The following is a 15,050-nucleotide window of genomic DNA, read 5'->3' as shown; positions in this document are numbered from 1 at the left end:
GGTATTTAGTCACTTGGTGCATAGAGGGGGACTCATTAGACTTTAGTTTTGGTAAGATTGCCTTCCATTTTTAGCTTGATTTACATGTTAAGTAATTTTTTAAGGGAAGGCGTTTATGGCGTATTTGGAGCCGCGTGAATTTGTTACCAAAATGGTCGATGCAGGCGAACAAAAGATCTTTATGACCACCAGGGATACTTATATCCGTTCATTGATGGCTGGTGCTATTTTGTCCTTGGCTGCATTCTTTGCCATTGCGGTGATTACCAACACAGGGAATTTATTGATTGGTGCAATTCTGTTTCCCGTCGGTTTTATCATGCTAAACCTGATGAAATTTGATCTTCTCACCGGAGCATTTACCTTAGTACCTCTTGCTGTGATTGATAAACGCCCAGGCTGCACTATTAAGAAGTTATTACGTAACTGGTGGTTAGTCTTTTTGGGTAACCTTTCTGGCGCCGCTATCGTCGCTTTTTTTGCTTCCTTTATTCTGACTTATGGTTATCAAACTGATGGTGGCGCAATTGCGGAGAAAGTCAGTTGGATTGGTGAGTCTCGTACCCTTGGCTATCAAGAACAAGGGATTTGGGGATGGATTACTATTTTTATCCGCGGCATGTTGTGTAACTGGATGGTTTCCATGGGTGTGGTTGGTGCGCTGATCTCAACATCTGCCAGCAGTAAAATGGCCGCAATGTGGATGCCGATCATGCTGTTCTTCTACATGGCGTTTGAACACTCCGTTGTGAATATGTTCCTGTTCCCATTTGCGATGATTATGGGTGGCGACTTCACGTTGGTGGATTACTTAGTGTGGAATGAAATTCCTACGGTGTTGGGTAACTTGGTTGGTGGCTTCTTGTTGGTAGGTTTGCCTCTCTACTTAACCCACGTGAAAACTGGCAAGTAATAGTCTTTGATTAATTAGGAGTGGCTTATTTTTGTGCGGATTTTATTCAACTAAGCTGAATAAAATCCAAGACTACTCCTAGTTTTATCGTAGAAAGGTTTTTATGAGGAATATTTAGTCGAGTTGGATCAGATAAACCTTGCTCGCTTGCGCTCGACTAGTAAAATTACAGCCTGGATTCCTGTACACAAAGAGAAAAGTTAGATGCTTGCGCTGAATACGCTGAGTAAGAAGAACCTTCGCGGCGATATGTTAGGTGGTTTGACAGCTGCGGTTGTCTCGTTACCCCTTGCTTTAACCTTCGGTGTGGCGTCAGGTGCGGGTGCAGAAGCGGGTCTTTATGGCGCAATTCTAATCGGTTTATTTGCCTCTCTCTTTGGTGGTACTTCTACTCTTATTTCTGAGCCTACCGGTCCAATGACAGTAGTTATGACTGCTGTTGTGAGTACGCTGATTGCTACCCATCCCGAAAAAGGTCTCGCCATGGCCTTTACCGTCGTCATGATGGCGGGGTGTTTCCAGATAATATTTGGCTTCCTCAAACTGGGAAAGTACATCACTTTAATGCCTTACTCGGTGGTTTCCGGCTTTATGTCCGGGATAGGCGTTATCCTGATTCTCATGCAATTGGCCCCCGCGCTGGGTCAAACTGCGCCTGCTGGTGGGGTTGTGGGGACATTGTCGAATCTCCCAGAGCTGGTTATGAATATCCAGTTGGGCGAATTTTTACTGTTCGTAGTGACCTTGCAGCTGCTTTTCTTTACGCCTGAAAAACTTAAAAAGTATCTGCCACCTCAGTTAATAGCGCTGGTGTGTGTAAGTATTCTGTCGGTGCTTGTTTTTGATTTTGAGCAGATTCAGCGTATCGGTGAGATCGATGCATCACTACCTTCTCTGGTGATACCTCACTTCACTCACGCCGAGCTAAGTATCATGCTGGTGGAAGCGATGGTGTTGGGCATGTTAGGTTGTATCGATTCTATGCTGACATCGGTTATCGCTGATAACTTGACTCGAACTGAGCACAACTCTAACAAAGAATTAGTAGGCCAAGGCTTAGGTAATATCATGTCTGGTCTCTTCGGTGGCCTGCCGGGTGCGGGTGCTACTATGGGTACCGTGGTCAATATCCAGTCGGGGGGGCGGACCGCGCTTTCCGGTGTTATTAGGGTAGTCGCCTTGGCCATAGCGGTGTTTGGCGCCGCCTCCTTGATCGAGAATATCCCGCTTGCTGTATTGGCAGCGATTGCGGTGAAAGTGGGGATGGATATCCTAGATTGGTCGTTTATCAAACGTGCCCACAAAGTCTCTCGTCACAGCACATTGATTATGTACACCGTACTGCTACTGACGGTTTTTGTAGATCTGATTGTAGCTGTAGGTATCGGTGTATTTGTAGCCAATATCATCATTATCCAGAAACTCTCTATGGTTGAAGCGCAGAAGGTGCGGGCCATGTCGGATGTGGATGATGAGATCCCACTGGATGAAGAGCAGAAGACCCTTCTGAATAAGGCGGACGGTCGGGTACTTCTCTTCTATTTGTCCGGTGCAATGATCTTTGGTGTTTCCAAGGCAATAGCGCGTGAACGTCAGGATATTGAAAGACACGAAGCGGTTATTTTTGATTTGAGTGATGTCTCTTTCTTGGATGACACTATGGCACTGTCGATCGAAAACGTAGTTTTTGAGGCTCTAGATTTAGGTAAGCATGTATCGATTATTACCCGATCAAAAGAAGCTCAGGATAAATTGCTCAAACTAGGATTAGAGTCCCGTATCAGCAGTTATGATTTTGCTAGCACTCGTACGGAAGCTTTGGAACGAGCTGTTCAGTATCTTGATGAATCACAAGTTTATGCCGGTGCGTGACGTGGTCCTAAAGCTATTGAAAGCAAGTTCTTTGTATTGAGCCTAAACTCCTGCTTACGCTTCGGATATAAAAAAACACCAACGTTCCTTGAACGTTGGTGTTTGATCAATATGGGTAAAGTGTTTTCTGAGTGCCCCTTACCACATGATTATCCTGCAGCCTGCCAGCTAGTTGCGAGGACGGGTTGCAGTTGATCTTTAATGTTTTGCGGTATTTCTTCCCCAGCTCCCGATGGTGCATCAAATACGGCCATAGCTTGTACTAATGCATCAACTTTTGAGTGATCCAAAGTGTGGCCATTCGTTTCTATTGTTTCAATTTGATGTTTTGAGGAAGAGTACCAACTTTGGATCGTGATTGAATCATCAGTACCTACAGTCGAGATTACTAAATCATTGTTTGAGCGTTCAAACCATAGTTCGGCGATGTCAGTGATATCGTCATAGATGACCTTATCGTCACCACCGTAGTTGTAGTAGTTGTAATCATTGATGGTGTCATGACCATCACCACGGTTAAAGATATAGGTATCTTGAGTAGTCCAACCTTCCAAACGGTCGTTACCGGTGCCCCCAATCAAGGTGTTTTTGTAATTTCGTTGGTCATAGCCATTGCTGTAACGTTCGACCGTGATGGTGTCATCACCCGCATCGCCAGAGAATAGGTTGTTACCCTTGCGAGATGTCAGTGTGTCGTTACCGCCTTCACCGTATAGCTTATCGCTGACGGTTGTACCGACCAAAGCGTCATCACCTTCTGTGCCATGCACTTCAACAGCTAGCGCATGAATCTCGGAGGAAGTCATGACAGAACCATCTGTAAACTCGAGTGTCTCGATACGATATTTACTGTTAGTGACACCGTGTTCAATGATGATCTGATCATCAGCTACACCGTCAGGGTCATTAATGGTTAAGACGATGTGATTGCCAGTACGGGTTACGACGATGTGTTCACGGAGGATACCTTCGCCAAAGACGATCTTATCGTCACCACCGTAGTTGTAGTTGTTGTAATCATTGATGGTGTCATGACCATCACCACGGTTAAAGATATAGGTATCTTGAGTAGTCCAACCTTCCAAACGGTCGTTACCGGTGCCCCCAATCAAGGTGTTTTTGTAATTTCGTTGGTCATAGCCATTGCTGTAACGTTCGACCGTGATGGTGTCATCACCCGCATCGCCAGAGAATAGGTTGTTACCCTTGCGAGATGTCAGTGTGTCGTTACCGCCTTCACCGTATAGCTTATCGTTGACGGTTGTACCGACCAAAGCGTCATCACCTTCTGTGCCATGCACTTCAACAGCTAGCGCATGAATCTCGGAGGAAGTCATGACAGAACCATCTGTAAACTCGAGTGTCTCGATACGATATTTACTGTTAGTGACACCGTGTTCAATGATGATCTGATCATCAGCTACACCGTCAGGGTCATTAATGGTTAAGACGATGTGATTGCCAGTACGGGTTACGACGACGTGTTCGCGTAGGATACCTTCACCAAAGACGATCTTATCGTCACCACCGTAGTTGTAGTTGTTGTAATCATTGATGGTGTCATGACCATCACCACGGTTAAAGATATAGGTATCTTGAGTAGTCCAACCTTCCAAACGGTCGTTACCGGTGCCCCCAATCAAGGTGTTTTTGTAATTTCGTTGGTCATAGCCATTGCTGTAACGTTCGACCGTGATGGTGTCATCACCCGCATCGCCAGAGAATAGGTTGTTACCCTTGCGAGATGTCAGTGTGTCGTTACCGCCTTCACCGTATAGCTTATCGCTGACGGTTGTACCGACCAAAGCGTCATCACCTTCTGTGCCATGCACTTCAACAGCTAGCGCATGAATCTCGGAGGAAGTCATGACAGAACCATCTGTAAACTCGAGTGTCTCGATACGATATTTACTGTTAGTGACACCGTGTTCAATGATGATCTGATCATCAGCTACACCGTCAGGGTCATTAATGGTTAAGACGATGTGATTGCCAGTACGGGTTACGACGACGTGTTCGCGTAGGATACCTTCACCAAAGACGATCTTATCGTCACCACCGTAGTTGTAGTTGTTGTAATCATTGATGGTGTCATGACCATCACCACGGTTAAAGATATAGGTATCTTGAGTAGTCCAACCTTCCAAACGGTCGTTACCGGTGCCCCCAATCAAGGTGTTTTTGTAATTTCGTTGGTCATAGCCATTGCTGTAACGTTCGACCGTGATGGTGTCATCACCCGCATCGCCAGAGAATAGGTTGTTACCCTTGCGAGATGTCAGTGTGTCGTTACCGCCTTCACCGTATAGCTTATCGTTGACGGTTGTACCGACCAAAGCGTCATCACCTTCTGTGCCATGCACTTCAACAGCTAGCGCATGAATCTCGGAGGAAGTCATGACAGAACCATCTGTAAACTCGAGTGTCTCGATACGATATTTACTGTTAGTGACACCGTGTTCAATGATGATCTGATCATCAGCTACACCGTCAGGGTCATTAATGGTTAAGACGATGTGATTGCCAGTACGGGATACGACGACGTGTTCGCGTAGGATACCTTCACCAAAGACGATCTTATCGTCACCACCGTAGTTGTAGTTGTTGTAATCATTGATGGTGTCATGACCATCACCACGGTTAAAGATATAGGTATCTTGAGTAGTCCAACCTTCCAAACGGTCGTTACCGGTGCCCCCAATCAAGGTGTTTTTGTAATTTCGTTGGTCATAGCCATTGCTGTAACGTTCGACCGTGATGGTGTCATCACCCGCATCGCCAGAGAATAGGTTGTTACCCTTGCGAGATGTCAGTGTGTCGTTACCGCCTTCACCGTATAGCTTATCGCTGACGGTTGTACCGACCAAAGCGTCATCACCTTCTGTGCCATGCACTTCAACAGCTAGCGCATGAATCTCGGAGGAAGTCATGACAGAACCATCTGTAAACTCGAGTGTCTCGATACGATATTTACTGTTAGTGACACCGTGTTCAATGATGATCTGATCATCAGCTACACCGTCAGGGTCATTAATGGTTAAGGCGATGTGATTGCCAGTACGGGATACGACGATGTGTTCACGGAGGATACCTTCGCCAAAGACGATCTTATCGTCACCACCGTAGTTGTAGTTGTTGTAATCATTGATGGTGTCATGACCATCACCACGGTTAAAGATATAGGTATCTTGAGTAGTCCAACCTTCCAAACGGTCGTTACCGGTGCCCCCAATCAAGGTGTTTTTGTAATTTCGTTGGTCATAGCCATTGCTGTAACGTTCGACCGTGATGGTGTCATCACCCGCATCGCCAGAGAATAGGTTGTTACCCTTGCGAGATGTCAGTGTGTCGTTACCGCCTTCACCGTATAGCTTATCGTTGACGGTTGTACCGACCAAAGCGTCATCACCTTCTGTGCCATGCACTTCAACAGCTAGCGCATGAATCTCGGAGGAAGTCATGACAGAACCATCTGTAAACTCGAGTGTCTCGATACGATATTTACTGTTAGTGACACCGTGTTCAATGATGATCTGATCATCAGCTACACCGTCAGGGTCATTAATGGTTAAGACGATGTGATTGCCAGTACGGGATACGACGACGTGTTCGCGTAGGATACCTTCACCAAAGACGATCTTATCGTCACCACCGTAGTTGTAGTTGTTGTAATCATTGATGGTGTCATGACCATCACCACGGTTAAAGATATAGGTATCTTGAGTAGTCCAACCTTCCAAACGGTCGTTACCGGTGCCCCCAATCAAGGTGTTTTTGTAATTTCGTTGGTCATAACCATTGCTGTAGCGTTCGACCGTGATGGTGTCATCACCCGCATCGCCAGAGAATAGGTTGTTACCCATCCGTGATATCAACGTATCGTTACCTTTGAGACCAGAAAGGAAGTCATTCGCTGTAGTGCCTATAAGTGTGTCATCACTTTCAGTGCCATATACGCCGAGCGCTAAGCTGTTAATCTCAGAAGAAGTCATGATGGAACCATCAGCAAACTCGAGTGTCTCGATACGATATTTACTGTTAGTGACACCGTGTTCAATGATAATCTGATCATCAGCTACACCGTCAGGGTCATTAATGGTTAAGACGATGTGATTGCCAGTACGGGTTACGACGACGTGTTCGCGTAGGATACCTTCACCAAAGACGATCTTATCGTCACCACCGTAGTTGTAGTTGTTGTAATCATTGATGGTGTCATGACCATCACCACGGTTAAAGATATAGGTATCTTGAGTAGTCCAACCTTCCAAACGGTCGTTACCGGTGCCCCCAATCAAGGTGTTTTTGTAATTTCGTTGGTCATAGCCATTGCTGTAACGTTCGACCGTGATGGTGTCATCACCCGCATCGCCAGAGAATAGGTTGTTACCCTTGCGAGATGTCAGTGTGTCGTTACCGCCTTCACCGTATAGCTTATCGTTGACGGTTGTACCGACCAAAGCGTCATCACCTTCTGTGCCATGCACTTCAACAGCTAGCGCATGAATCTCGGAGGAAGTCATGACAGAACCATCTGTAAACTCGAGTGTCTCGATACGATATTTACTGTTAGTGACACCGTGTTCAATGATGATCTGATCATCAGCTACACCGTCAGGGTCATTAATGGTTAAGACGATGTGATTGCCAGTACGGGATACGACGACGTGTTCGCGTAGGATACCTTCACCAAAGACGATCTTATCGTCACCACCGTAGTTGTAGTTGTTGTAATCATTGATGGTGTCATGACCATCACCACGGTTAAAGATATAGGTATCTTGAGTAGTCCAACCTTCCAAACGGTCGTTACCGGTGCCCCCAATCAAGGTGTTTTTGTAATTTCGTTGGTCATAGCCATTGCTGTAACGTTCGACCGTGATGGTGTCATCACCCGCATCGCCAGAGAATAGGTTGTTACCCATACGAGATGTCAGTGTGTCGTTACCGCCTTCACCGTATAGCTTATCGTTGACGGTTGTACCGACCAAAGCGTCATCACCTTCTGTGCCATGCACTTCAACAGCTAGCGCATGAATCTCGGAGGAAGTCATGACAGAACCATCTGTAAACTCGAGTGTCTCGATACGATATTTACTGTTAGTGACACCGTGTTCAATGATGATCTGATCATCAGCTACACCGTCAGGGTCATTAATGGTTAAGACGATGTGATTGCCAGTACGGGATACGACGACGTGTTCGCGTAGGATACCTTCACCAAAGACGATCTTATCGTCACCACCGTAGTTGTAGTTGTTGTAATCATTGATGGTGTCATGACCATCACCACGGTTAAAGATATAGGTATCTTGAGTAGTCCAACCTTCCAAACGGTCGTTACCGGTGCCCCCAATCAAGGTGTTTTTGTAATTTCGTTGGTCATAGCCATTGCTGTAACGTTCGACCGTGATGGTGTCATCACCCGCATCGCCAGAGAATAGGTTGTTACCCATACGAGATGTCAGGGTGTCGTTACCGCCTTCACCGTATAGCTTATCGCTGACGGTTGTACCGACCAAAGCGTCATCACCTTCTGTGCCATGCACTTCAACAGCTAGCGCATGAATCTCGGAGGAAGTCATGACAGAACCATCTGTAAACTCGAGTGTCTCGATACGATATTTACTGTTAGTGACACCGTGTTCAATGATGATCTGATCATCAGCTACACCGTCAGGGTCATTAATGGTTAAGACGATGTGATTGCCAGTACGGGATACGACGACGTGTTCGCGTAGGATACCTTCACCAAAGACGATCTTATCGTCACCACCGTAGTTGTAGTTGTTGTAATCATTGATGGTGTCATGACCATCACCACGGTTAAAGATATAGGTATCTTGAGTAGTCCAACCTTCCAAACGGTCGTTACCGGTGCCCCCAATCAAGGTGTTTTTGTAATTTCGTTGGTCATAGCCATTGCTGTAACGTTCGACCGTGATGGTGTCATCACCCGCATCGCCAGAGAATAGGTTGTTACCCTTGCGAGATGTCAGTGTGTCGTTACCGCCTTCACCGTATAGCTTATCGTTGACGGTTGTACCGACCAAAGCGTCATCACCTTCTGTGCCATGCACTTCAACAGCTAGCGCATGAATCTCGGAGGAAGTCATGACAGAACCATCTGTAAACTCGAGTGTCTCGATACGATATTTACTGTTAGTGACACCGTGTTCAATGATGATCTGATCATCAGCTACACCGTCAGGGTCATTAATGGTTAAGACGATGTGATTGCCAGTACGGGATACGACGACGTGTTCGCGTAGGATACCTTCACCAAAGACGATCTTATCGTCACCACCGTAGTTGTAGTTGTTGTAATCATTGATGGTGTCATGACCATCACCACGGTTAAAGATATAGGTATCTTTACTGGTCCAGCCTTCTAAGCGGTCGTTGCCGGTACCACCAATTAAGGTGTTGTTATGATTACGTTGGTTGTATCCGTTGCTATATCTCTCAATGCTTAAGGTGTCATCACCGGCATCGCCGGATAGTCTGTTATGTCCATAACGTGCGGTAAGTGTATCGTTACCTGTACCACCATTTAGACTGTCATTACCGTCTCCAGCCTGAATAGTATCGTTGCCTTCATCTCCCCAAAAAGAGGTCGACTCACTGCCACCTGTTAGGGTGTTGTCCAGATTGTTTCCTACTAGTACGGAATGACCAATTGCTTCACCGGACTCAATACCATCCAATAGAATATTGATCTTGTAAGAATCAAAGAGCGCGTTGATTTCATCAGTGTGATCTTGCGTGGTATCAGCGAGGTCTCTTAGGTGGGTATAAGGGTTCCAGCCTGACCCTTCAAATAGACTGTTGTTCTGGCTATAGAGTTCCAGAAGGTTATGGACAGTATTTACAGGGTCATTTGCAAAGTTTTCTGCGGCTACAGTTTCAAGGCCTGTAAAATCAATACCAAGATCACCATCCGTAATACTTAGTTCTAGAGCATCTAAATATTCTTTGAATAGAGTTTGTGGAAGCAAAGCTTCAAACACTGAATCTACAAGCGCATCATAGGATTGATTGATGAGGTTGATGCGTTGTTGCTCTAAGCCAAGGTCGTTTGCGGTAATGGTGTATGTGGTACTTAAACCTATAATTCCACGTGATACTCTGCGGTTACCAATAACAAACTGAACAGAGGTCTCTTCGTCTGAACTTGTATCGTTAAAATCAAAGAATTTTTTGCCAGTAAATACCTCGAGAATGCGGATCTGAGCTATGGCTTCTTCAAGTTCGGAGCTGACTTCATTATCAATGGCATCGTCTATCTCCAATGAAATTACATTATTGGTTGAGTCATCAGAAGTAAAACCGGTTGGACCGGAATCCTCTTCACGTAGTTTAAATTGAAGATGGATTAGGTTGTTTATAACGGTTTTATTAATGCGTTCGACAAAATCATCGTAGTCTGCAGAATCAGCCCAAGAGCGAAGTAAACCATGAATAGCAGACTTTTGTTCAGCCATAGAGCCTAGTGCGCTATAGGCGGATAATGTGGAGGCTAAGTTTGCATCAAGTTGAGCGGCTTCGCGCAGATCCCTTACTGCCCCTGAGCCTTGCATATCCGGTAAAGTCGAGTTCTCTTCGCTAATTTGTACCGAATCTGTAAATTCACGGAAGAAGGGATCGGTGGCAAGGTCTACATCCACCGCCAGTTGTTCTTGCTCCGAGACAGATCCAGTGGTTCCAACAGAACCATCGCTTTTAATAAAAGAGGTAACCTTGCTAATTAAGTTGCCATTGCCTTGATCTTGAGAAACCTCTTCACCTTGAGTGTTGATACTGACGATATCTAGTTCTTGTAGTGTAAATAGTTCATTTTGTTGGCTAATACCGTCTGAGTTTAGATCGCGCCATACGCGTAGGTTTTCAAAATCACTATCAGCAGCATCTACTTGGCCATCAGCGTTGTTGTCTAAGTCGGCTAAGGCATCTAAGCCGTCAATTGCCATGGAACCGTCAGATTTCAGTGTATTGTCGCCAAACAGCTCTCGGCCTGTATCAATCGTACCGTTGCCATCGCGATCCATCACTAGCAAGCCATCATCGGAGGCGATCCAGCCTGTGCCTTGCTTAAGGCCATCAGCATTATGATCAAATACAATGGAACCATCTAAAGCTAGAGTTTCTATACCATCGCCATCTAGGTCGAGGGTTAGAGGGTCACGGCGTCTAGGAGGTGCAGGGGTGAAGTTAACTGCACCATCAAAATTTACATTGGCATCTGGATTGATACCAAATTCCCAGTCCTGCCAGTCACTAGTGGAGTTTTTTAAATTTTGGAACTCTTGATATAAATTACTTATCTCAGTCCAAAATTGATTGTAATTATCAGTAAGGTTTTCGTATTGCTGTGCAATTTCGTTAGCAAAATTTTCAAACGATTTATCTAAGAAATCGATGAATTTATCTTCAGTTAAGGTGTTCTCATCAGCAGGGAATAGGTATTCATCATCGAAGTTATTAAACAGTTGTGTGATATCATTTGTGGATAGATTTTGTTCCGTAAGGAAATTTGCAGTTACTGTATGGCAGTTTTGGCGAAGAGCATAATAGTCATAGTCCCCTTGGTTTATTTTATCTCTAAAAGCCTTTGCTTCATTTTCTAGATCTATTAAAGCGCTATTACTTCCTGTCCATACAGTATCCCCCTGAGTATGGGTGCCTATAGAATCCCAGTCATTAAATTCCCTTTGGCCATGAATAGATTCAGAATATTCCTCAAAAACCACTTCAATATCTGAAAGTCCCGCTACGCCAATACCGCCAGGGCCCCCTCTTAGAATTTTTTTATTCCCATTGTCGTACTCAAAGATGAGGTAGGTATGTTGAGGTGGAGTAACAACTCCGTTTTCTGTGCCCGGCACATCCTTAGACCAAATTTGAATGCTCGCCATTATAAATTCCCTTTTTTAATTGTTAGTTCGTCTCTAGATATTGTTATATTTTGTATTCTGCTTTTTGAAGATTTGACTGTTATATGCCATCCATTAAGATCATTTATCTGTCTCCTTCTGTATAAATAGTGGATCGATTCTTCGCCTTTATTAATTTTTTTTTGTATTTTGGCGTTGCTGTTTTTAAGAGTTTCTAATAAATTCTCTGTTTGGCTTCCAATTGGATGTTTTTTTAGTAGGGCTAGGGTAGCTATTTTTCTATTTTTATAATCGCTTAGTTGGAAGTTTTCTATCTGACTATTTGGAATGTTCTTTGTTAGATCTAAACCGTCGAGACTTAATTTTATATTGAAACTTTCAATTAACTCATTGTTTGTATTTAAAATAATATACCAGTGCCAAATGTTGCATTTACAGTTATCGGGTGATTCTCTATGTTCGCATACTATAATGTTGTCAGATTTTTTTATTTCTAAGTAACAGCTTTTCTCCCCTGTTCTATTTTTTAAAAAGCTTAGTCCATCTTTTATTGTGGTATTTTTTAAACTGGATAGACTAAGTTGAATATCTGATTTTTTGTAGAAGTATTTGGCTTTATTGTACGTTATGCTATCTGCATAGGTTTGCATTGTGAAAAAAGCCAGAATAAATGTTAGGATTGCTTTCATTTTTATTGAATTTTATAGAATTTAAGGGGGAGGTTATTTGGTGCTAGGGAGGGGAGCTTATCTTGTCCATAAAGCATTTTATTGAAATCCTTATCAATGTTATTAATATGTAATATATTTTTATTTTAATCTAATTTCAATCATATTTTTTTGAATTGATGATCATTAATTTAGGGTATAAGAATGTATTTTTGAGTGAACGTTGTTATTAATGTAGATTAAGAGCTTGAACTCTATGCGAAGCATGTTTATCAAAGCGACATGTGGGGGTTTTTAGAGATTGAAGAGTTGGTCTTTGGGAATCGCTCTGAACTCGTTATCGACCCAGGTGAAGAGAAACTCAAAACTGAATTTAGTGGTGTGAAGCGCTCTTATATTCCTTCCCATGCGATTGTTCGCATCGACGAGGTGGAGAACGAAGGCGTTGCTAAAGTTTCTGAGGCAAAAGGCACCATCGCGGCATTTCCGATAAGCCCTGCACCGCAAAAGAATTAAAAAAGCCGGCAGTGCCGGCTTGTGGAGTTAGGCTAGCAAGTTACCTAACTCGAGGGAGTGAACAGGTCGCAGTAAATATCCTGCATATTGGCACCAGCCAAAAATGTTTGTTTACGTAATGTTTTGACGCGATCTTCGGAACCACAGAAATAAGCTCGGTAGCCCTTGGTATTTGGTACCCTGTTTTTGACTACGGCATTGAGATCACCGATCTCGCAACCGTCTGGTTCTGATCTGGTTTCTTCGAGCACAACGGGATAATAAGTGAGGTTTTCGTAGTGCTCACTCAACGCTTTTAACTCTTCGACTAGGTATAAGCCTGCGCTATTTTTAGCGCCAGCGAATAAGCTGATTGGGCCGGTATGACCCTGTTGTAAGGCATCTCTGACAATGCCATAAAGAGGGGCTAACCCAGTACCGGTACCCGCCATAAGGATCGGTTGGTTGAGATCCGTTTTGGTATAAAAACAGTCGCCAAATGGCCCTTGTAGCTCAATGCTTTCACCCAGTACAAATTCATTGAGTGCCCATTGGCTAAACTGCCCATTTTTAAAAATACGTAGCTGTAGTTCTATATGGTCATCGAGGTTTTTTACGCTGGCGATTGAGTAAGATCGGCTCAATCCATCATGACGAACTAAATTGATATATTGTCCTGCTAAGTAATCGATATCTGCTTTTAGTTTGAGTTGCAGAACGGAGTCCGTTAGTTGTTGCTTACTGATTAAGATCCCTTCGGTTGAGGATACTTGCGCATTCCGTTGAACGCTCATTGCAGTATTTGGCTGGCAGCGACAAGCCAGAAAGTAGCCCTGTTGCTTTTGAGTCTCTTTAAGGCCTTTTTGAGCATCAGCTGGTGGCGTACCTTCTGTCGCTTGGAGCATGCAGCACTGGCAAGCGCCAGCACGACATGAATTGGGAATGTCGTGACCAGCATCCAATAAGGCTTCTAAAAGGTTGGAGCCTTCTTTGACCGTAATATCAGCCTCTTCAAATCTGACGCTTACCATGTTGTGACTCCTTAGCGATTAAGCACGTCGTCTTTAACGCTGCTGGCAATACCTGCAATTTCGCCGATATCACTGTCACTCACGCCGAGTTCAGTCAGCGTCGCGGCTAGGTTTTCAACGACCGCATCAAAATGGGTTTCGTTAAGTCCTTTAAGGTGTTTGTGCCCTTCACGCATATCTTGTCCGGTGTAGTTGTGTGGGCCGCCGAAGACCATAGTTAAGAAGGCTTTTTGCTTGGCTGCTTGGCCATCCATATCTACATCATCGAAGTAGTGGCTGATACGGTTATCAGCAAGCACTTTGCGGTAAAAAATATCGACGGCAGCATCTACCGCTGCTTCGCCACCAATTCGCTCGTATAAACTCATCTCTTTTTCCTCTTGGACCTTCTCGCCTTCTTTAGGGTGATTAAGAACATCATCCCTTACACTTTCCGCGATACCTGCAATTTCGCCGATATCTTCACTGCCAACACCCAGTTCAGTTAGGGTCGCGGCTAGGTTTTCAACGACCGCATCAAAGTGGCTATCGTTTAGCCCTTTGAGGTGTTTATGACCTTCGCGCATATCCATGCCGGTGTAGTTGTGGGGGCCACCAAAAACCATGGTTAGAAAGGCTTTTTGTTTTGCGGCTTGACCTTCCATGTCAACATCATCGAAGTAGTGGCTGATGCGGTCATCTACCAACACTTTGCGATAAAAAATATCCACAGCAGCGTCTACCGCTGTTTCGCCGCCTAGTCGTTCATAAAGGGAGGCTGGGCACTTAGCCCCGCCGAAAATTGATTTCAATTTGCTGAAGAAACAACCCATGTTAGATCCCTCATTCTTTGATTTGTGAAAGCATGTAGCCAACTGCTAAGCTGATCTCTTCGTCAGAAAGATCTGTAAAACCACCTTTAGCTGGCATCAGGCCAATACCATTAATGGCATGTTCGACCAGAACGGCCTTGCCCTGAGTCGCGCGCGTTTTCCACATCTTTTTATTGCCAACGATAGGAGCGCCGTTGATGCTTTGTGCATGACACGCAAAGCATCGGCCCTCTACGATCTCTTTCCCTTGTTGCAATTCGGGAGACAGAGAAGCAGTCTTTGTTGTCTCGCTTGAATCACATCCTGTGGCGATAAAAGACACTAGGATTAGTGTGAATAGCGACATCAGAGCACCGTTAAACATG

7 protein-coding genes and 1 pseudogene are annotated in these 15,050 nt (G+C 44.5%); 3 read left to right on the top strand and 5 right to left on the bottom strand.

Annotated features, from left to right (window positions below; genetic code table 11):
• Window positions 1-115: 115 nt before the first annotated feature.
• Together ACMXYS_RS15035 and ACMXYS_RS15030 are read left to right on the top strand one after the other, a co-directional pair.
• Complete coding sequence (locus ACMXYS_RS15035) at window positions 116-913, top strand: formate/nitrite transporter family protein (protein WP_415897008.1); 798 nt, start codon at window positions 116-118, stop codon at window positions 911-913.
• A 204-nt stretch (window positions 914-1,117) separates the two neighbouring features.
• On the top strand, window positions 1,118-2,785 hold the full coding sequence (locus ACMXYS_RS15030; protein ID WP_415897007.1) for a SulP family inorganic anion transporter: 1,668 nt from the start codon (window positions 1,118-1,120) through the stop codon (window positions 2,783-2,785).
• A 149-nt stretch (window positions 2,786-2,934) separates the two neighbouring features.
• Here ACMXYS_RS15030 and ACMXYS_RS15025 read toward each other — a convergent pair whose 3' ends face one another.
• Both ACMXYS_RS15025 and ACMXYS_RS15020 read right to left on the bottom strand, forming a co-directional pair.
• The gene (locus tag ACMXYS_RS15025) at window positions 2,935-11,700 is read right to left on the bottom strand and encodes a calcium-binding protein (protein WP_415897006.1); all 8,766 of its coding nucleotides are present in this window, start codon (window positions 11,698-11,700) and stop codon (window positions 2,935-2,937) included.
• Window positions 11,700-12,329, bottom strand: coding sequence for a hypothetical protein (locus ACMXYS_RS15020; RefSeq protein WP_415897005.1), 630 nt, complete (start codon window positions 12,327-12,329; stop codon window positions 11,700-11,702). Before ACMXYS_RS15020 ends, ACMXYS_RS15025 begins: the two co-directional genes overlap by 1 nt.
• Window positions 12,330-12,596: 267 nt before the next feature.
• Here ACMXYS_RS15020 and ACMXYS_RS15015 point away from each other — a divergent pair.
• A pseudogene (locus tag ACMXYS_RS15015) lies at window positions 12,597-12,863 on the top strand (DUF1820 family protein); the annotation flags it as partial.
• A gap of 44 nt (window positions 12,864-12,907) precedes the next feature.
• Here the strand turns inward: ACMXYS_RS15015 and ACMXYS_RS15010 are convergent.
• From ACMXYS_RS15010 to ACMXYS_RS15000, 3 genes are read right to left on the bottom strand one after another with little or no spacing between them, the layout of a single operon-like run.
• Window positions 12,908-13,873, bottom strand: coding sequence for a 2Fe-2S iron-sulfur cluster-binding protein (locus ACMXYS_RS15010; RefSeq protein WP_415897004.1), 966 nt, complete (start codon window positions 13,871-13,873; stop codon window positions 12,908-12,910).
• Window positions 13,874-13,884: 11 nt separating this feature from the next.
• Complete coding sequence (locus ACMXYS_RS15005; RefSeq protein ID WP_415897003.1) at window positions 13,885-14,685, bottom strand: group I truncated hemoglobin; 801 nt, start codon at window positions 14,683-14,685, stop codon at window positions 13,885-13,887.
• 10 nt (window positions 14,686-14,695) lie between these two features.
• On the bottom strand, window positions 14,696-15,049 hold the full coding sequence (locus ACMXYS_RS15000; RefSeq protein WP_415897002.1) for a c-type cytochrome: 354 nt from the start codon (window positions 15,047-15,049) through the stop codon (window positions 14,696-14,698).
• Window position 15,050: the final 1 nt, after the last annotated feature.

This window comes from Neptuniibacter sp. QD57_21, assembly GCF_047778075.1.
GTDB lineage: Bacteria > Pseudomonadota > Gammaproteobacteria > Pseudomonadales > Balneatricaceae > Neptuniibacter.
This window is presented reverse-complemented; position numbering and strand designations above follow the sequence as displayed.